Genomic DNA, 18,816 nt, shown 5'->3' on the forward strand with positions numbered 1-18,816 from the left:
TCAGTCGGAGACAAGCATGAGTACCTTGGATTCATCTATGGCGTCCGCTACCGCAGTGTCGACCATTGCGCTGCTGATCAGAAAAGATGGCATTTCTCCATCGCTTTTTTCACGCTACTGGCGCGATGTGCACGGAGTGCTGGCGGCGCGCATCCCGGGATTTGAATCCTACCTCCAGTTTCATCTCGATGAGCCGATGGGGGATGTCGAAACGGATTTGAAAAATACAGGCGTACCGATATCGCAATCAGTCCGCTTTGATGGTGTCGCCGAAGTTCTTTTCAACAAAGAACAAGATCGCGCGGGACTGGCGACGAGCGCAGTCGCTGCATTGATCCAGGAAGATGAGCGCAATGTGTTTCAAACCTCTCTTCTATACAACCTCGCGCCGGGTGCAAGCCGCACGCATGTTGACCGATTGGGCCAGGATGGCAAGTCGGCGGCCGAGCGGCCGGATACGGCCAGCGTCTTTCTGCTGATCGGACGCCGTGCTGGCCATGCGGGTGAGGAAACAGCCAGCGCTATCGAGCAGATCCTGTTGCCGATGCTGTCTGATCATGCCGCCATCCTGAAGCTGAGATCGCATGTGCTCATTTCCGGAGATCCGCTCTGGTGGAGTCCGGCCGGCGTCCAGCATACCCATACGCCCGATGCGACATTCGATGTCGTGGTTCAAATCGTTTGTCCGGATCAGCGGCGCCTGAAGGCGTGCCTGACTGAAGTGTTCTCGGCTGTTGGCGCGAGTCTGTTCCAGCGCATCGGCAACATCCAGGTGTGTCCGGTTCGAGCCGCTTACCGCATGGTCGACGGCGGACGTCCAACCCAGCTCGGCCTGCGCGGCCTGGATGTCATGCAAACCATCGATGCGCTCGATGCCAACAATCAGCGTCAGGATGCCGTATTGAACTGCATCTATGGCGTGTCTGCCGCTGCAAGCTGAACAAATGCGGCGGGCGACCTTGCCGGGGCGTACGGGGGAAAACGCAAACGTCGGGCAACTGAAGAATAACAAGAAAACGGCGGACAGTACGCGCAATCCCGCGATCCCGCTCAACTGTGTATCCAGGGGGCTGTAATGATTGAAGTAATCGTGAAACACAAGCGGCAGGAAGCTGACGACATCGTTAGTTTCGAATTGGTGCGTTGCGACGGAGATGCGCTGCCGCCCTTTACGGCGGGAGCCCATATTGACGTGCAAGTCGGTGAAGGGCTGATGCGTCAATATTCATTGTGCAGTCATCCGGCGCAGCGGGAATCCTATCTGATTGGTGTCTTGCGCGACCCCGCATCGCGCGGTGTTTCTATCGCGCTGCATGATCGCGTGCAGCAAGGCGACACACTTCTCATCGGCGAGCCGCGCAATCTGTTTCGGCTGCAGAGCGAAGCGCGTCGCTCTTTGCTCATGGCGGGCGGCATCGGCATCACGCCGATGCTTTGCATGGCAGAGCAACTGTGGGACTCCGGCGCTGATTTCGAGCTGCACTACTGCGCGCGTTCGAAAGGCCGGATGGCCTTTTATGACCGCATTCGCAACGCACCTTTTGCCGATCGCGTGTTCTTTCATTTCGACAACGGCGCGGCTGAGCAAAAGCTGGATTCCGCCAGCTTGCTGGCCGCCGAAGCCGCGCAAGCAGGCTCGCACTTGTATGTCTGCGGCCCTACGGGTTTCATGAACGCGATTCTCACCGCGGCCGCCGAAGCCGGGTGGCCGGCAGAGCGCCTGCACCGCGAGTATTTCGCTGCGCCGGAAGCGGGTGCTTCTTCGGACAACAGCGCATTTGAAGTGAAGATCGCCAGCACGGGCGCGCTCTTCATGGTTGAGAGAGACAAAAAGATCACTGAGGTGCTGGCGGAGCACGGCATCGTCATCCCGGTCGGTTGTAATGAGGGCGTATGCGGAACCTGCCTGACGCGTGTGCTGGAGGGGGAGCCGGATCATCGTGACGTATGCCTGTCGGACGCTGAGCGTGCGGCCAACGATCAGTTCATGCCTTGTTGTTCGCGTTCCAAGAGCAAGCTTCTTGTTCTGGATATTTAAATTTACACAGGAGACAAAAATGAATCTGCAATGGGCACAACACTGGATCGGTCTGTTTGCCAATGGCACAGACGAACTCATGTCGCTCTATTCGCCAACCTTCCAGTTTGAGGATATCAATTTCGGCATACAGATCAAGGACGATCTGGCAGCACTACGCAAGTTCTTTTCCGGTTTCGTGATCAGCAATCCCGAGCAAAGCTACAACCGGTTCGATGTGTTCGATTATGTCGGCGACGACAAGCTTGGTTCCTTCCAGTGGACCTGGGAAACCAAACATGCTGGCGATTTTCTGGGCATGCCTGCGGCAGGCAAGGTTACCAAGACGCGCGGAGTGACTGTGATGGGTTGGAAAGACGGCAAGATCATCCTCGAACGCAGCATCTGGGATGCGGTGCCGGTTTATCAGCAGCTTCAGGCGGCATAACTGACGACTATCCGGCGACTACCCGGCCGCGGCCTGCGCTGTCGCCGATCGGTTGTGCGTGCGGATTGGATTCCGTGTACGCGCGCTTCGATATAACGGCTTCGGCAAGCAGGCTGCAGGGCAGCCGATGAGATGGGAAAGGTGATAACGATGAAAGAGATGCAACGAGCAGGTTCTCTGAAGGAACTCCAGGAGGGAAAGTCTTTGGACGTCATGCTGAACGGCCAGAAGATCGCGATTTTTTACATCGACGATGAAGTCATCGCGACCAGTGGGAAATGCCCACATGCCGGTGGCCCGATCCAGCGCGGCGATCTGGCCGGCGCTTTGGTGACTTGCCCATGGCATGGCTGGACCTTTGATCTTCACAGCGGCGTGTGCACCGATGACCCGTGTCTGGCGCTGGACGTCTACCAGGTGAAGGTCGAGGGTGACGATATCCTGGTGGCGCTATGAACACGATCTTGCTGGATCAATTGCGCGCAGTCGTCGGCGAAGCGGGCGTACTGGCAGGCAGTGAGGTGTGCTCTCGTTATCCCGGGTTTTTCATGTCTGAAATCGGCGCGGATGCAATCGTGCGCCCGGCGAGCGTCGAGCAGGTGTCGCAAGTGATGGCGCTTTGTAACGCCGTGCGCCAGCCGGTGGTGATCCAGGGAGGCATGTCGGGCTGGGTGCGCGCCACCCAGACCCGGGCTGGCGAAATCGCACTGTCGCTGGAACGCCTGAACGCAATTGAAGAAGTCGATCTGGCCAATCGCACTGCCACCGTACAGGCCGGCGTTGTGCTCGAAACCTTTCAAAATCATGTAGACGGCTATGGCTTGAGCTTTCCCCTCGATCTGGGTGGGCGCGGCTCCTGCCAGCTGGGCGGAAATGCCGCAACCAATGCGGGAGGCATGCGCGTGATCCGCTACGGCATGATGCGCGAGCAAGTGCTGGGCCTGGAAGCGGTGCTGCCCGATGGCCGGATCGTGTCGTCGATGAATCGGATGATCAAAAATAATACCGGTTATGACTTGAAGCAGCTCTTCATCGGCAGCGAAGGCACGCTGGGCGTGATTACCCGTCTCGTACTGCGCCTGCGTGAGCGCCCGACCAGCAGCAATACCGCGATGGTGTGCGCGGACAGCTTCGATCAGCTCTCCCGTCTGCTGCGTCACATGGATGGCGCGCTGGGCGGCCAGCTTAGCGCCTTCGAGCTGATCGACAACAATTTTTATCGGGTCAATACCGGCGCCGGCCGCCATGCCGCACCGCTGCCATCCGATAAACCTTTTTACGCCATCATCGAAGCGCTCGGTTCCGACCAGGAACACGATACGCGTTCATTCGAACAGGCATTGGGCCTTGGTCTCGAACAAGGTCTATGCAGCGATGCGATCATCGCGCGCTCCGAGCGGGAACGCCAGGGCATCTGGGCAATCCGCGAAGACCTGGAACACCTGGTGCGCGAATTCCAGCCGTTCTATGCATTCGATGTCAGTCTCGCGGTGGGCCACATGGAAGCGTACATGCGCGAAGTGGCCGCCCGTCTGCGCGCGCGCTGGCCGCAAGGAGCGATTGCCTTCCTCGGCCACGTTGGCGACGGCAATCTGCATATCGCAATCGGCGCCGGTGGCGAACACGACCGCCATGCCGTCGAAAGCTGCGTCTACGAACCCTTGCGTTCAATTGGCGGCTCGGTGTCGGCTGAGCATGGTATCGGCCTGGAAAAGGCCCCCTGGTTTCCGATCAGCCGCAACGAGATCGAACGCACTCTCATGCAAAGCATCAAGCAGACGCTTGACCCCAACGGGATTCTTAACCCCGGCAAGATTTTCGCCGCCGTCGCGGCAGGAAACGCATGATGCCTGCCCTGCGACTTCACGGCTACGCCGTTAGCAACTATTTCAATATCGGCCGCGCGGCGCTGATTGAAAAAGGCGTGGATTTCGAGATTGTCACCGTGCGCGCCAGCCATGATCCCGAGTTTCTTTCGCATAGTCCGATGGGGAAGATACCTGTGCTGGAAACGGCGCATGGTTGGGTGAGCGAGACGGTCGCGATCCTCGAATATATCGAAGATACGCAGGAAGGCCCGCGCCTGCATCCGGCCAATCCTTACCTGCGCGCGCGTGGCCGCCAGATCATCAACATTGTCCAGATGTATGTCGAGGCGCAGGTGCGCCTACTGTTTCCTGGCGTATTCCTGGGAGGACAGAATAGCCCGCAGACGATCGAGGCGGTGCGCCACACGCTCAGCCGGGCCAGCGAAGCGCTGAGTCGCCTGGGAGCTCCCTGGCCCTTCCTTTTGGGCAAGGAGCTCAGCTACGCCGATCTGTTCGCTTTCTATTGCTTCGATATCGCCGAACGCGTAACGCGTTTCGTATATGGCCGCTCGATTCTGGCTGCGACCGAAGGACTGGAGGCGTGGTTTGCCATGATGTCCCGGCGCGCCAGCAGCAGTGTTGTGCTGGCCGATTTCGAAACTGCACTGGCCGGCTATTTGATCGAAAAAAACGCTGCCTATCAATTGGGCAGCGAGAAATGGAAAAGCAATGCGCAACGTAACTCTTGACGATAAATATACTTGTGAGAACGGCGCCGTCCTCATGTCGGGGACGCATGCACTGGTTCGTCTGCCGCTGCTGCAGCGTGGCGTTGACCGGCGCGCCGGACTGAATACTGCTGGGTTCATCTCCGGTTACCGCGGCTCGCCGCTTGGCTCCTACGATCAAGAACTGTGGCGCGCACACAAGCTGCTCGAACAGAACGACATCGTGTTCCAGCCCGGCGTCAATGAAGACCTGGCGGCAACGGCCGTGTGGGGCACCCAGATGCTGGCGACCACGCCGCAGGCGAACAAGGATGGCGTATTCGCGATCTGGTATGGCAAGGGTCCCGGCGTCGACCGCTCGGGCGACCCCTTCAAGCATGGCAACATCGCCGGCACTCATCAGCATGGTGGCGTGCTGATAGTCGCCGGCGACGACCATTCCGGAAAATCCTCGACCGTCGCTCATCAGAGCGAGATCGCATTGATGCACGCGGGCATGCCGATCCTGGCACCGTCGAATGTCCAGGATGTCATCGACCTGGGCTTGCTGGGTTTCGCGATGTCGCGGTATACGGGGCTCTATACGGGCTTCAAGATGTGCAATGAGACGCTGGAGCAGACCATGACTGTCGAGATCGGCGGCCATGCGCATGATCCGGTTTTCCCCGATCGCGGCGAATTGCCGCCGGAAGGCATCCATAACGTCGCCACGCATGTGGACCGCCAGCGCTCCGAGGTCGTCGTCAAGCGTTATCGCTGGCCGCTCGTGGAGAAGTTCGTCCGCGCCAATGGCATCGATCGCGTCCTGATTGATGCGCCGGTACGCAAGCTGGGGATCGTTGCCACCGGCAAGGCGGTGCAGGATGCGCTGCAGGCGCTGAAGCTGCTCCAGCTGGATGCCGCGGGCGCTGCCGCGCTCGGTATTTCCTTTTACAAGCTGGGCTGCATGTTCCCGGTCGAACGCGAAGGCTTGGCCGAATTTGCGGCGGGCCAGGCCGAGCTGCTATTCGTCGAAGAAAAAGATGGCCTGACTGAAAACCAGGCCAAGGCGATTCTCTATGGGCGCGCGAATGCACCCCGGATCGTCGGCAAGACGGATGAAGACGGGGCTTTCATGATTCCGTCCGATGTGCAGCTCGAACCGATCCAGTTAGCCATCGTGATCGCGGAGCGACTGCGTCGGATGGGCGTGGCTGCCGAGCAGGTCCATGCCTGTGCCGCGACGCTTGTGCAGCAGATGGAAGCGGTGACTGCAGCCAGTCCGGCCGGCGCGGCGCGTACTCCCTATTTCTGTTCGGGCTGTCCGCACAACACCGGCACGCGCAAGCCGGACGGCAGCTATGCGGCCGGCGGAATTGGTTGCCATGCGATGGCGATGTACAGCGATGCAAACATGCTGCCGAATACCCAGATGGGCGGCGAGGGCGCGCACTGGTACAGCCTGGCCAAATTCTCCGACCTGCCGCACATCTTCCAGAACATGGGCGACGGCACTTACTATCACTCAGGGTTGCTGGCGGTACGCGGCGCAGTCGCGGCCAAGATCAACATCACCTTCAAGATCCTGTTCAACGACGCCGTCGCGATGACCGGCGGCCAGCCGGTCGATGGCCCGTTGTCGGTTGGCGATATCACCCGCCAGGTGCTGGCGGAAGGCGCGGTGCGCTGTGTCGTGGTGACCGACAACCCGGGTCATTACGTGTCACAGAGTCGCCTGGCCGATGGCGTCACGGTACATCATCGGGATGATTACGACGGTGTTCAACGCCAGCTGAGCGAGGTCAAAGGCGTCACTGTGATCGTCTATGAGCAAACCTGCGCGGCCGAGAAACGCCGCCGTCGCAAGCGTGGCAAGTTTCCCGACCCTGCCAAGCGTATGTTCATCAACAGCGACGTGTGCGAAGGTTGCGGTGACTGCTCGGTCCAGTCCAACTGTGTGAGCGTCTGGCCGAAAGAAACCGAACTGGGTCGCAAGCGGCAGATCGATCAGTCCAGCTGTAACAAGGACTATAGCTGCGTCAAGGGATTTTGTCCCAGCTTCGTCACGGTGCTCGACGCAGAGCCCCGCAAGCCGGAACGTACCACACTGTCCGATGACAGTATCACCGACCTGCCTGTGCCGGCCATCGCCACGTTGAACGACGGTGCATACAACATCATGATCTCCGGGATCGGCGGCACCGGGGTAGTTACTGTCGGTGCGCTGCTGGCGATGGCTGCCCACCTGGAGGGTAAAGCGTGCTCAACGTTCGACATGACGGGGTTGAGCCAGAAGAATGGCGCGGTATACAGCCATGTGCGCATCGGCGACAGTGCCGGCGACCTGGGTGCACAAAAACTTGGCATCGGCGAAGCGCATCTGGCGCTTGCCTTCGACGCTGTGGCGGCAATGTCGAAAGAAGCCGTCGTCACGCTGGCAAAAGATAAATCGGCAATCGTGGTGAATGCCCGCATTACGCCGCTTCCGGCTTTCCAGCGCAATGGTGATCTCCAGGTTGAGCAGGCGCAGCTGCTCAATAGCCTGGGCATGCGCGTCGGCGATGGTCGCCTGTATGACGTCGATGCGACCGGGCTTGGCCTGGCCTTGTTGGGCGATTCGATTGCCGCCAACCTGTTCATGCTCGGCTATGCGTCACAAAAGGGCTTGCTGCCGGTATCCCCCGAAGCAATCGGGCGCGCCATTGAGATCAATGCAGTGTCGGTGGAATTCAACAAGACAGCGCTTGCGCTGGGGCGCTTGCTGGCGGCCGACCCGACTCGCCTTGAAGAAAAGCTGGTGCGCAGCCGGCCTGCGCCGGAATTCAAACCGCTGACCAGTCTGGAAGACATCCTTGCGCATCGGACAGCGTTGCTGACCTCGTACCAAGATGCATCTTACGCGCAGCGCTATCAGCGGCTGGTGGAGACGATCGCTGCGGCAGAAGTCAAGGCTATGCCGGGCAGCACGGCATTGGCGGTCGCTGTGGCGCGCAATTTTGCCAAGCTGATGGCGTACAAGGATGAGTATGAGGTCGGCCGCCTCTACAGCCTGCCCAGCTTCAGGCAACAGCTGAAAGACAATTTCGCCGGCGAGATGAAACTGCGCTACAACCTTGCTCCGCCGCTGTTCGCCAAGCGTGACCCGGCGACCGGGCAACTGGTCAAGCGCGAATATGGCGCCTGGGTCGGCCACGCCTTCGGCGTTCTGGCCCGTCTCAAGTTCCTGCGTGGCACGGCGTTCGATGTGTTCGGTTACACCGCCGAGCGGCGGATGGAGCGCGGGCTGATCGATGACTATGAAAAGCAATTGACGACGATGGCCGGCGTGCTGACGGCTTCCAATCACGCGGCAGCAGTGGAATTTGCCAGTTTGCCGGCACAGATCAAGGGCTTTGGCCACGTCAAGGAAGCGAACGTCAAGAAGGTCAAGCAGATGGAGACAGAGATCCTGGCGAAATTCAGGAACCCGGCGCAGTTCGCCAGCACTTCCGTCAAGTTCATCCCTATCCAGCCAGTTGATGCAGCAAGGGGAGCCAAGGGCGGCGCGGAAAGGCCACGACCCGCGGAAAAGGTGTAGTGCGCACGCAACGCCATCAACAAATTAGCTGATTCGTGAAAGGACAGGGCTGTGACTGGAATTTTGAATAAGTTGTTTTCGATCGAGGGAAAAACCGCGGTCGTGACTGGAGGCGCCAAGGGCGTCGGCGCCATGATCAGCAAGGCACTAGTGCAGGCTGGCTGCAAAGTACTGATCGTGGCGCGTTCCGCAGATGAGGGCGAGCGCTTCGCTGCTGAATTGTCACGCGAGGGAAGTTGCACTTTCCTGCGTCATGATTTGGCCACGATGGACGGCGTGCGCACCGCCGCCGCCGATATCGCGCGGCACGCGCCTGCGCTCGACATGATTGTTAATAACGCCGGTGCATTCAGCTCCAGCCCGATTGAGGCGGCCGACGACGCCAACTGGGACAACCAGATGGCGCTCAACCTTCGCGCGCCGTTTTTCCTGGTGCAGCAGCTGTTGCCGCAACTCGAAGCTGCAGCGCAGGCGGGCAGTCCGGCACGAGTCGTCAACATCGGATCGATTGCAGCGCTGTGGGCCAAGAGCAGCCAAGCCTATGCCTACGGCGCGGCCAAGGCCGGACTGCATCAGCTCACCCGGATGCTGGCGTCCGATCTGACAGCACGCAATATCACTGTCAATGCCATTGCACCGGGCTTTTTCCCCAGCGATATGACGGCTGGTTTCTTCACCGCCGTTCCAGGATTGAAGGAACAGATGGAAGCGACGATTCCGGCCCATCGGTTGGGGTCGCCGGAAGACATCGGCGGCGCCGTGATCTTCCTGTGCTCGCGCGCGGGGAGTTACCTGTCCGGCGCCATTCTGCCGGTAGAGGGCGGCTTGTGGTCCGCATAAAGCGAGGAGCATCGCGCATGGAATGCCATGCATCCCACTTGTAACCCATACCTGAATACTCTGGAGACAATGAAATGACGACAGCCTTGATTTTTGACCATGTTCGCACGCCCCGGGGGCGCGGCCGTCCCGACGGCGCACTGCATGAGGTGACTTCGGTGCATCTGGCCGCGACCGTACTGGCCGCGCTGCGTGACCGCAACAAGCTCGATACGCGCATGGTTGACGACGTGATATTCGGCGTGGTGATGCCGGTTGCCGAGCAGGGACAGTGCCTGCCCAGGATCGCCGCCTTGCAGGCTGGCTATGCGCAGGAAGTGGCCGGTGTGCAGATCAACCGTTTCTGCGGCTCGGGATTGGAGGCATGCAATATGGCGGCCGCAAAGATCGCGGCGGGCTCGGATGGCTTTATTGTGGCCGGCGGCAGCGAATCGATGTCGCGCGTTCCCATGTTTTCCGATGGCGGCTGCTGGAGCGTGGATCCGGTGACGGCCTACACTTCCAACTTCATTCCGCAAGGTGTAAGCGCCGATCTGCTGGCAACGCTGTGGAAATATAGTCGCGCCGATGTCGATGCATACGCGGTGCGCAGCCATCAGCGGGCCACCCGCGCCTGGAACGAAGGCCGTTTCAATGGTTCGGTGGTACCTGTCAAAGGCATCCTGGGCGAAGTTCTGCTGGCGCAGGACGAAATTATCCGGCCGTCATGCACGCTCGCCGATCTGGCCTCGCTCAAGCCGTCTTTCGTTGAAATGGGTCGCACCTCCGGATTCGATGCGCTGGCAATTCAGCGCTATCCACAACTCGAGGCGGTCGCCCATGTTCATCATGCCGGCAATTCATCGGGCATCGTCGATGGCGCGTGTGCCGTACTGATCGGCTCCGCGGCTGCAGGCAAAGCCGCCGGCTTGAAGCCGCGTGCACGCATCCGTGCGATTGCCGAAATCGGTTCCGAGCCGACCGTCATGCTGACCGGCCCATCACATGCCGCGGAAAAAGCGCTCAAGCGTGCAGGCATGCGTGCTGCTGACATCGATCTGTTCGAAGTCAACGAGGCGTTTTCCGCCGTGCCGATGCGCTTCGCCGAAGCGCTGGACATCGATATGGATCGCATCAATGTCAACGGCGGGTCCATCGCCATGGGGCATCCGCTGGGCGCTACCGGCGCCATGATCCTCGGTACCGCGCTTGACGAGCTGGAACGAAGCGGAAAGTCGACCGCGCTGGCCACCCTGTGCATCGGGGCAGGGATGGGCGTGGCTACCATCATCGAGCGCATCTAGAGCGTCTAGCAGGCTGTTGAAAAACTTCTGCGCGAGCCGGGATTGGAGCCTGCGGTGCTCTGCGTACCACTTGTATGCGTGCACTCCTCGCGCCTACACGGCTCGACCGCAATCTCGGCCCGCTCGCCATGTTTTTCAATAGCCTGCCAGGGCACCGATCCGCTCTCATCATCCTCATCACAGGAAGCTTATCCATGATTACTATTGAAACCAATGCGCACATCGGTCATTTGATCATCGACCTGCCCGGGCGCTCGATGAATGTGTTTACTCCGGCTTTGGCGGAAGAGATGCAGGTACAGTTTGATCGACTTGCCGGTGACGGATCGATCGAGGCGATCGTGATCAGTTCGGGCAAGAGCAGCTTCATTGCAGGCGCCGATCTTGAGCAAATGGCCGACCTCGCGAGGTCGGATGTCAGCCCGGCCGACGTGCTGCAGCGTATCCGTTGTTATGGCGACCTCTTCCGCCGGATCGAGACTTGCGGCAAGCCAGTAGTGGCCGCGGCAAGCGGCACAGCCCTGGGGGCCGGACTGGAGCTGATGCTGGCATGTCATTACCGGATTGCCGCCGACAATGGGCAGGCGCAATTCGGATTGCCGGAAGTGAAGCTCGGGCTGCTGCCGGGTGCTGGCGGCACTCAGCGGCTGCCACGCATTGTTGGTGTGGCGCGCAGCATTCCGCTACTGACCAAGGGCACCGCACTCAGCGCCAAGGATGCACTCGCCCTGGGCATTCTGCATGAAGTCGTTCCGGCGGATCAATTACGCAAGGCAGCGGAGCAGGCCATCGTCGCAGGCCGTGTCAAGGCTGTCGCGCCATGGGATGAAAAAGGCTTTCGACTGCCCGGGGGCGATTGTTACGCACCGGCCAATTCAAGTGCCCTCGCGGCTGCCAATGCGCAGACGCACGCTACGCTGCGCGACAATTACCCGGCACCGTATACCATCCTGCGCTGCATTTACGAAGGCGCGCGTCTGCCGATCGACAAGGCCTTGCTTATCGAACAAAAGCACTTTGTCACGCTAGTGCGGGGCAGTGTCGCCCAGAACATGATCCGCACACTGTTTTTTGCAAAACAGGCGGCGAGCAAACTGGCGCGTCGCCCGGCAGGCATCGAGAAATCGCAAGTGCGCAGACTCGGCGTGCTGGGGGCGGGATTCATGGGTGCGGGGATTGCGCACGTGTCCGCTGCTGCAGGCATCGAAGTTGTGCTGCTCGATCGTGATTTGGCTTCGGCGCAGCGCGGCCGTGACAATATCGCGCTGGCACTGGATCAGGAAGTGAAAAAAGGGCGGCGGTCGCAGGCTGCGCGCGATGCATTGCTTTCGCGCATCGGCGTGACCGAGAACTACGCTGGTTTTGCCGATTGCGACTTGGTGATCGAGGCCGTGCTGGAGGACGCCGACCTGAAAGCGACCGTGATCAAGGCGGCCGAAGCCGCTACCGATGCCAAGACCATCTTCGCAACTAACACCTCGGCGCTGCCGGTGAATGAACTGGCGGCATCGAGTAACAGGCCGGATAATTTCATCGGCCTGCATTTCTTTTCCCCAGTCGCTCGAATGGAACTCGTCGAAGTTATCGTCGGGAAGAATACGTCGGAAAAGACTTTGGCACGCGCACTGGACTATATTCAGCAGATTCGTAAAACACCGATCGTGGTCAATGACGGCTACGGCTTCTACACATCGCGCTGCGTTGATGCCTACATTCGGGAAGGCATCCGCCTGTTGGCCGATGGCGTTAGCGCCGCGCTGATCGAAAACGCCGGCGTCGCGCTCGGCATGCCGGTGGGACCGCTGGCCTTGGCTGACGAAGTGGGCATTGACGTCCTGTACCACATCGGGCATTTTTTCCGCGCGCGCGAGCAGGGCGCCTGGGCCGATGACCGACACGTGGCGCAGAACCGTATCGTGGATTCCCTCAAAGAGGAGAAGCGCCTCGGCCGCAAGTCCGGACATGGCTTCTACCTGTACCCGGCTGACGCGCCCAAGCACCTTGATCCTGAGTATGCGGGAAAGACACCGCATCCCGACATCGCCGAAGTCAGGGAGCGTCTCCTGTACGCGCAAGTCATCGAGGCGGCGCGCTGCTGGGCGGATGGCGTAGTGGTCGATGCCGTCGAAGCGGATTTGGGCGCGCAACTGGCTTGGGCATTTCCGTCCTATCTCGGCGGCCCTTTCTCGTTCATCGACCGGACCGGTGTTGCATTGTTTATCAGTCGGTGTAACGAGCTCGCAGCGAGCTACGGGCCGCGTTTTGAAATTCCACAAAAGCTGCGCGAGCTTGGCATCAAGGGTGACTGCTTTTATGTCGGCGGTAACCAGGCGCAACCTTACCAGCAGGCAGTTGCGGCATGAGTCTCGTCACGCTGGAGTTTGATGCCGCCAGCGGCATTGCCTGGATTGCGGTCAATCGTCCGCAAGTCTTGAATGCGATTGACATTCCCCTGGCACGCGCCCTGAGCGATTGCATCCTGCCGCTGGCAAACGATCCCCGTGTGCGCTGCGTCGTTCTGCGTGGATGTGGCCCGGCCTTCATGGCAGGCGGCGACGTCAGCCGCTTCGCCGAGGATTTCGACAAGGCAGAGGCGGTGGTCGACGAGCTTCTCGGCTTCCTGAATCCGGTGATCGAGACCCTGCGCACCATCCATGCGCCCGTGCTGGCGGCGGTGCACGGCGCAATCGCTGGCGCCGGACTGGCATTCGTGTCGGCTTGCGACGTAGTGGTGGCTGCCGATAGCACGAAATTCCTGATGGCCTATGACCGGGTGGGGGCGGCACCAGACTGCGGCGCGACCTACTTCCTGCCGAGGATACTGGGCGTGCGCAGGGCGGCGCAGCTCATGCTGTTGAGCGAGACATTGAGCGCAGCTGAAGCGAAGGAAATCGGTCTGGTGAATTTTCTGGTGCCAGAGGAGGCGCTGGCCGAGCGGGCCGACGCGTTAGCTCGGCAGCTCGCTGCCGGGCCCACCCAGGCCTACGGGCAGTACAAGCAATTGGTGCGGAATACCTTTGCCAGCTCCTTGCATGATCAGCTGGAGGCGGAACGGGTGGCATTCAGGGCTGCGGCCCGGACAGCGGATTTCCGCGAGGGCGTCAGTGCTTTTCTGGTCAGGCGCCGTGCCGGGTTCGAAGGGAAATGAGCGGAAGTTTTCGATCGAGCCGGCAACAATTTGCACCGGCCGGCCACCCGCTAACCACTCATGCCGGGTGGTTCTCCGACTGAAGCTTGCAGATACAGTGAATCCATATCAAACAGCCTTGAAGTTGAATAACCATAATCAGGAGACATCCTTGAACATTCTGTATTCCATTCGGAACAGCGATCCGCCTTCCTCTGGCCCATCCGCACGCCCCACTGCAATGTGCCGCTTCCTATCCTCGTATTTTGCCCCAGGCGCAGGCAACTGAACCGTACGCCTTCCTTTGATCTATTTGCAAACGCCGGACCCAATGGTCGCGGGTAGGCACGGTATCTGTTTGATTTCGGCAAGCAGCTTTACAGCAAATGGCAGTGTGAGTAACGCATCACAAACATGAGTAGGGCATGCCGCCCGCCAAAGCGGCTGACCTTATCGCGCAAGACTATAAAACACGGAGGTGACATGAGTAGCGGTACAAGACTTCGCGGTTCATTATCTTTAACGGCGCTGGCGTCCGCGCTGGCAGTCATGGGTGGAATCAAGCAGGCTCACGCGGCTAATCTGACCAGCAGCGGCGATTGGGACGTCAATCTCGATACGACGGTGCAATACACCGCAGGGTGGCGCGCTCAGGGCCGCGATAATGCGATCGGCAATCATCCTTTTTTTGCCGAAGGCGATTACAAGTTCGACAAGGGTGACATGGTCACCAATCGTTTCCAGGGAATGGTGGAACTGCAAGGCGTGTACCAAAAGAATACCGGGTTCCGTCTGTCCGGATCTTTCTGGAAAGATTTTGCCTACGACGAAACAGTCAGGACCAACCCTAATCCGGCGTTTTCCACATTCCTGAGCTATCCGAGCGGCGTCTATTCCTCGGAAACCAAGAAGTGGCATCTGCAGGGTGGAGAGCTTCTCGACGCCTTCGTGTTCCACAATACCAAAGTGGGAGACACCCCCGTTTATCTGAAAGCCGGCCGCTTCACCCAGCACTGGGGCAATGCCTTTTTCTTTGGCTTTTCCAATATCGCCTATTCGCAGCATCCGGTGGATTTCGTGAAGGCGTTCACCCAGCCTGGATCCGAAGTCAAGGAACTGTTCCTGCCGCGCGCGCAAATCATGGCATCGGCCGACGTGACGCCGGAGTTGTCGCTCAGCGCGCAGTATTTCCTCGAATTCCGCCCTAACCGCTTCCCGGAAGGCGGTACCTACCTGGGGCCGTTTGACATCCTCTATTCGGGCCCGACCAGCGGTGGTGCGGTCGCCGGCCTGTTCGGCGGCCCTGTCTCGGCCGGGAACGTCTATAAACCCAAGGATATCAACAACAACTTCGGCATCAAGGCGGCGTGGTCGCCGGAATGGGCCGGCGGCGATATCGGCTTCTACTTCCGGAAATTCGATGACGTTCAGCCGTGGGCTGCGGGCGATATCTATGCCACTGGCGGCGGTGAAGTTCACCAGACATTTGCGCAAAACAGCAAGCTGTTCGGCGTAAGTTATGAGCGCACGTTCGGGCCGCTCAGTACCGGTTGGGAAGTGTCCTACCGCACCGACACTGCGCTTAACAGCGCCTTCTCGAATGGTCTCGTGGGCGTGCCCAATCGCCAGGGCGCGACGGGCGATATCGTCAACGTCATCGTCAATGGCTTGTACACGCTGGGCCGGACACCGCTTTGGGATACGGGCTTGCTCATCGCGGAAATGTCCTATACCCATCTCAATCGGGTTACCGGCAATGACAAACTGTTTAACGGTGTCGGTTATGCCAGTTGCCGCGACAGCGTCAATGCCGCGCTTCCCGGTGCCTCTAAGGATGGCTGCGCAACAAGGAATGCCTTTGCACTGGCATTTCTGTTCGAGCCGCAATGGCTACAAGTCGCGCCGGGCGTCGATTTGAGCGCGCCGATGTCGTTGACGTACGGGATTCACGGCAACCCTGCCTACGCCGCCGGCTCCTTCTATGCACAAGGAACAAAAATTTTCTCGGCGGGCGTGAAAGCGACCATCCATCAGAAAACCACCGTGGCACTGCAGTACAACGGCTACAAGTGGAATACAAGTCCGAAGGTCAACGTGCCTGGGCTGGGTGAATCGTATTCCGGGTTTGGCGGCAACGGACCGGTCGCCTTGAATGACAAGGGCTGGGTGCAGTTGACATTGAAGACTTCGTTCTAAATAGGTTACAGGAGACAATCATGAAACGTTTTAAGCGTATCGGCGGCGCCGCACTGAATATGACGGTTCTGGTACTCGCGATGTATGGCGAGGCGTCATTCGCTGCGGTTTCCGCCGAAGAGGCGAAGCAGCTTGGCACGACATTGACCCGGTTCGGCGCAGAGGCCGGAAAGAATACGGACGGTTCGATTCCAGCTTATACGGGTGGCCTGAAAAAGAGCCAGCCTGCCGGCCCAGACCAGTATGCGGATCCGTATGCTAACGAGAAGCCGCTATATTCGGTCACCGCCAAGAATATGGGCGAATATCAAGCGCTGATTGGCGAAGGAACCAAAGCGCTCTTGCAGCGTTTTCCCACCTACCGCCTGGATGTGTACCCGACCCATCGATCCATGGCCTACGCCGACTGGTTCCTCGACAACACCGTCAAGAATGCCACCACGGCCAAGCTCGGCGGTGCAGTGGAAGGCGATAAGGTGACCGGGGCCGCGCCTGACGGCGAACCTTTCCAGGGCATTCCATTCCCGATTCCGAAATCGGGATACGAAGTGATGTGGAACGCCATGTTTCACTTTGCGCCGCCAATTGCCATGCTCAGCAATTCCTCCTGGCTGGTGGATACGGGCGGGTCGAAAATTCCGCTGCCCAACTTCTTTGCCGCCTACATGCATCCATGGTCCGAGCAGACCGGCAAGCTGAGAAAGGAAGCCTATAACGGCGTGTACGGCTTCTGGACGACGCTGACTTCGCCGCCGACTCAGGCCGGCACCGTGTTCCTGAATTACTATCTTCCGGATTCCGCGGCGCCGTCGCCGATCTGGATCTATACGCCCGGCCAGCGCCGAGTGCGCAAGGCACCGGAGTTTGCCTACGATATTCCGATGTCCGCCTATGCCGGCGTGCTGTTCTGGGATGAGCCCTGGGGCTTCGTCGGGCGCATGGACAGATTCAACATGAAGCTGGTCGGAAAGAAGGAAATGATTGTCCCCTATAACACGTTTGGGGTAACGAATCAGAAGACTTCTGACGAAGTGCTCGGCAAGAACCACATCAATCCCGAAGCCGTGCGTTGGGAGAAGCGGCGTGTGTGGGTCGTGGAGGCCACCCGCAAGGAGGGCGCACGTCATGCCTACAGCAAGCGAGTGTTCTATGTCGAAGAGGATTGCTGGTGCTTTGTCGGTACCGAGTCGTATGACAATGCCGGCAAACTCTGGCGCGTCGCCAACATGTATCAATGGCCTGCCTATGACGTAGGCGGCGTCAACGGCGACACGTTCGATTTCATTGATCTGCAGAAGGGCAATTATCTGGTGATCAATACCGGTGTCAAGGACAAGGGAAATTACGTCCGTCATCACAAGAACTCGGATGGGCTGACGGTTCACTTCAATCCTCAGGCAGTCGCCGCCGGCAGCGTGCGCTGACGGCCGGGCAACGGCGGACACGCTGCACGTCTGCCGTTGTTCTTCAACAGAGTAGGTAGCAGATATTTTCCCAGGGCCTTAGAGCCCATTTCGGTAGGCCGTGCCCGCAGCTTACAGGCCAGGAATGGCGGATACGGCGTTGCTCGTCGTTGCCATAGCCACCACTATGTCACCTCCTCGCGCCTTGTTTGCGCCATTCCTGGCCTGTAATCCGCAGACACGGCCTACCGAAGTGGGCTCTTATTCGAATAGAGAATGAAGACGACTATGATTTATCAGGGCGCAGGCCTTCGCATGCGGCGGCTAAAGACGACAAAGTTGCTGCTTTCCATCCTGCTGTGCGGCACGCTTCCTTGCAGCGCACAGGCCGCCTTCCAGGATCCTCTGGATTCTCCGTCAGTTATCGTGGACCAGCTGGGTAAGCGATCGATGCAGGCAGTCGGCATGGCTGGAAAAAGACTGGTCACCGTCGGTGCAAGAGGTGTCATCGCGATCTCGGATGATGATGGCCGCACCTGGTCGCAAAGTATTTCGCCGGTGCAAAGCGACCTGGTTGCCGTGCATTTTACAAATGAACGCAAGGGATGGTCGGTCGGGCACGACGGCGTGGTGCTGCACACCGAGGATGGTGGCAAGACCTGGCAAAAGCAGCTTGATGGCCGCGCCGCGCATAAGTTATTCGTCCAATATTACAAGGCAGGAGCGGAATCCGGTAACGCAGCCTATAAAGCTGCCTTGAGGGCGGTCGAACGCAATTACAAGACAGGGCCGACGCTGCCGCTTCTGGACGTGTGGTTCGACGATGAACGCAATGGATTTGCGGTAGGCGCCTTCGGCCTGATCATCGGAACGACTGATGGCGGACGTACATGGGCGCCGTGGCTGGACCGGATCGACAATCCGGAAATGCTCCATCTGAATGCCGTTCGCGGCGGCGATGGCGGCGTCTATATCGCTGGCGAGCGCGGCGCGATATTCCGCCTCGATCGCGCACAGAACCGCTTTGTTGCCGTCGCCACGGGTTACACCGGCAGCTTTTTCGGGCTAGCCGTATCCAAAAATATTTTGCTTGCTTACGGACTGAAGGGTGCGGTGTACCGCAGCGCCGACCACGGGCAAACCTGGGGTGCTGTGGATGTGCCATCGCCAACGACCATCAACGGTGGCACGGTGCTGCAAGCCTCGGAAGGGTTCGTCCTGGTCAATATTGCCGGGGAAATGTTGATCGGTGATGCGAGCGGGCAGCGCTTTTCGTCCAGGAAGGGCAACAAGGGATGGCGCTATACCGGTGTCGCCACTCTGCCGGGCGAGCGTATCGCGGTGACGGCGCTTGAAGGCATTCAAGTCGAATCCCTGAAGTGACAGCGCTACCTGAACAAAGTTTTTCCA

General features: G+C 59.4%; 14 protein-coding genes. All 14 read left to right on the forward strand.

Going from position 1 to position 18,816, the window contains the following annotated elements:
- Positions 1 to 37: 37 nt before the first annotated feature.
- The 14 genes from VJ698_RS15625 to VJ698_RS15690 all read left to right on the forward strand — a co-directional run bounded on the left by VJ698_RS15625 (position 38) and on the right by VJ698_RS15690 (position 18,789).
- Entirely contained in the window at positions 38 to 940 is a 903-nt protein-coding gene (locus VJ698_RS15625) for an EthD domain-containing protein (protein ID WP_324103769.1), read from the forward strand.
- A 135-nt stretch (positions 941 to 1,075) separates the two neighbouring features.
- Complete coding sequence (locus tag VJ698_RS15630; RefSeq protein ID WP_324103710.1) at positions 1,076 to 2,038, forward strand: PDR/VanB family oxidoreductase; 963 nt, start codon at positions 1,076 to 1,078, stop codon at positions 2,036 to 2,038.
- Between the two features lie 19 nt (positions 2,039 to 2,057).
- Entirely contained in the window at positions 2,058 to 2,465 is a 408-nt protein-coding gene (locus VJ698_RS15635) for an ester cyclase (protein ID WP_324103711.1), read from the forward strand.
- 150 nt (positions 2,466 to 2,615) lie between these two features.
- Positions 2,616 to 2,921, forward strand: a complete 306-nt coding sequence (locus tag VJ698_RS15640) for a Rieske (2Fe-2S) protein (protein ID WP_324103712.1) — start codon at positions 2,616 to 2,618, stop codon at positions 2,919 to 2,921.
- Complete coding sequence (locus tag VJ698_RS15645) at positions 2,918 to 4,312, forward strand: FAD-binding oxidoreductase (protein ID WP_324103713.1); 1,395 nt, start codon at positions 2,918 to 2,920, stop codon at positions 4,310 to 4,312. The genes VJ698_RS15640 and VJ698_RS15645 overlap by 4 nt, the downstream gene beginning before the upstream one ends.
- A complete protein-coding gene (locus tag VJ698_RS15650) occupies positions 4,309 to 5,022 on the forward strand; it encodes a glutathione S-transferase family protein (RefSeq protein ID WP_324103714.1) in 714 nt (237 codons plus the stop codon). Before VJ698_RS15645 ends, VJ698_RS15650 begins: the two co-directional genes overlap by 4 nt.
- Positions 5,003 to 8,557, forward strand: a complete 3,555-nt coding sequence (locus VJ698_RS15655) for an indolepyruvate ferredoxin oxidoreductase family protein (RefSeq protein ID WP_324103715.1) — start codon at positions 5,003 to 5,005, stop codon at positions 8,555 to 8,557. The genes VJ698_RS15650 and VJ698_RS15655 overlap by 20 nt, the downstream gene beginning before the upstream one ends.
- Before the next feature lie 63 nt (positions 8,558 to 8,620).
- Complete coding sequence (locus tag VJ698_RS15660; RefSeq protein ID WP_324103716.1) at positions 8,621 to 9,397, forward strand: SDR family oxidoreductase; 777 nt, start codon at positions 8,621 to 8,623, stop codon at positions 9,395 to 9,397.
- 74 nt (positions 9,398 to 9,471) lie between these two features.
- Positions 9,472 to 10,680: an acetyl-CoA C-acetyltransferase gene (locus VJ698_RS15665; protein ID WP_324103717.1), complete on the forward strand. Its 1,209-nt coding sequence runs from the start codon at positions 9,472 to 9,474 to the stop codon at positions 10,678 to 10,680.
- Between the two features lie 194 nt (positions 10,681 to 10,874).
- The gene (locus VJ698_RS15670) at positions 10,875 to 13,043 is read left to right on the forward strand and encodes a 3-hydroxyacyl-CoA dehydrogenase NAD-binding domain-containing protein (protein WP_324103718.1); all 2,169 of its coding nucleotides are present in this window, start codon (positions 10,875 to 10,877) and stop codon (positions 13,041 to 13,043) included.
- Complete coding sequence (locus tag VJ698_RS15675) at positions 13,040 to 13,828, forward strand: enoyl-CoA hydratase/isomerase family protein (protein ID WP_324103719.1); 789 nt, start codon at positions 13,040 to 13,042, stop codon at positions 13,826 to 13,828. Before VJ698_RS15670 ends, VJ698_RS15675 begins: the two co-directional genes overlap by 4 nt.
- Positions 13,829 to 14,221: 393 nt before the next feature.
- Entirely contained in the window at positions 14,222 to 16,003 is a 1,782-nt protein-coding gene (locus VJ698_RS15680) for a DUF1302 domain-containing protein (RefSeq protein ID WP_324103720.1), read from the forward strand.
- Between the two features lie 20 nt (positions 16,004 to 16,023).
- Positions 16,024 to 17,427, forward strand: a complete 1,404-nt coding sequence (locus VJ698_RS15685) for a DUF1329 domain-containing protein (RefSeq protein WP_324103721.1) — start codon at positions 16,024 to 16,026, stop codon at positions 17,425 to 17,427.
- A 318-nt stretch (positions 17,428 to 17,745) separates the two neighbouring features.
- Positions 17,746 to 18,789 (forward strand): WD40/YVTN/BNR-like repeat-containing protein, encoded by a 1,044-nt coding sequence (locus tag VJ698_RS15690; RefSeq protein ID WP_324103722.1) that lies wholly within the window; start codon positions 17,746 to 17,748, stop codon positions 18,787 to 18,789.
- Positions 18,790 to 18,816 lie beyond the last annotated feature (27 nt).

The sequence above is a fragment of the Noviherbaspirillum sp. genome, from assembly GCF_035254685.1.
In the GTDB taxonomy this organism is placed as follows: domain Bacteria; phylum Pseudomonadota; class Gammaproteobacteria; order Burkholderiales; family Burkholderiaceae_D; genus Noviherbaspirillum.

Excerpts from the sequence above, each read along its gene's own strand:
- VJ698_RS15625 (WP_324103769.1), top strand. The coding sequence starts at position 38 with ATGGCGTCCGCTACCGCAGTGTCGACCATTGCGCTGCTGATCAGAAAA.
- VJ698_RS15635 (WP_324103711.1), top strand. The coding sequence starts at position 2,058 with ATGAATCTGCAATGGGCACAACACTGGATCGGTCTGTTTGCCAATGGC.
- VJ698_RS15670 (WP_324103718.1), top strand. The coding sequence starts at position 10,875 with ATGATTACTATTGAAACCAATGCGCACATCGGTCATTTGATCATCGAC.
- VJ698_RS15680 (WP_324103720.1), top strand. The coding sequence starts at position 14,222 with ATGAGTAGGGCATGCCGCCCGCCAAAGCGGCTGACCTTATCGCGCAAG.
- VJ698_RS15640 (WP_324103712.1), top strand. The coding sequence starts at position 2,616 with ATGAAAGAGATGCAACGAGCAGGTTCTCTGAAGGAACTCCAGGAGGGA.
- VJ698_RS15655 (WP_324103715.1), top strand. The coding sequence starts at position 5,003 with ATGCGCAACGTAACTCTTGACGATAAATATACTTGTGAGAACGGCGCC.
- VJ698_RS15675 (WP_324103719.1), top strand. The coding sequence starts at position 13,040 with ATGAGTCTCGTCACGCTGGAGTTTGATGCCGCCAGCGGCATTGCCTGG.
- VJ698_RS15630 (WP_324103710.1), top strand. The coding sequence starts at position 1,076 with ATGATTGAAGTAATCGTGAAACACAAGCGGCAGGAAGCTGACGACATC.
- VJ698_RS15650 (WP_324103714.1), top strand. The coding sequence starts at position 4,309 with ATGATGCCTGCCCTGCGACTTCACGGCTACGCCGTTAGCAACTATTTC.
- VJ698_RS15645 (WP_324103713.1), top strand. The coding sequence starts at position 2,918 with ATGAACACGATCTTGCTGGATCAATTGCGCGCAGTCGTCGGCGAAGCG.
- VJ698_RS15685 (WP_324103721.1), top strand. The coding sequence starts at position 16,024 with ATGAAACGTTTTAAGCGTATCGGCGGCGCCGCACTGAATATGACGGTT.
- VJ698_RS15665 (WP_324103717.1), top strand. The coding sequence starts at position 9,472 with ATGACGACAGCCTTGATTTTTGACCATGTTCGCACGCCCCGGGGGCGC.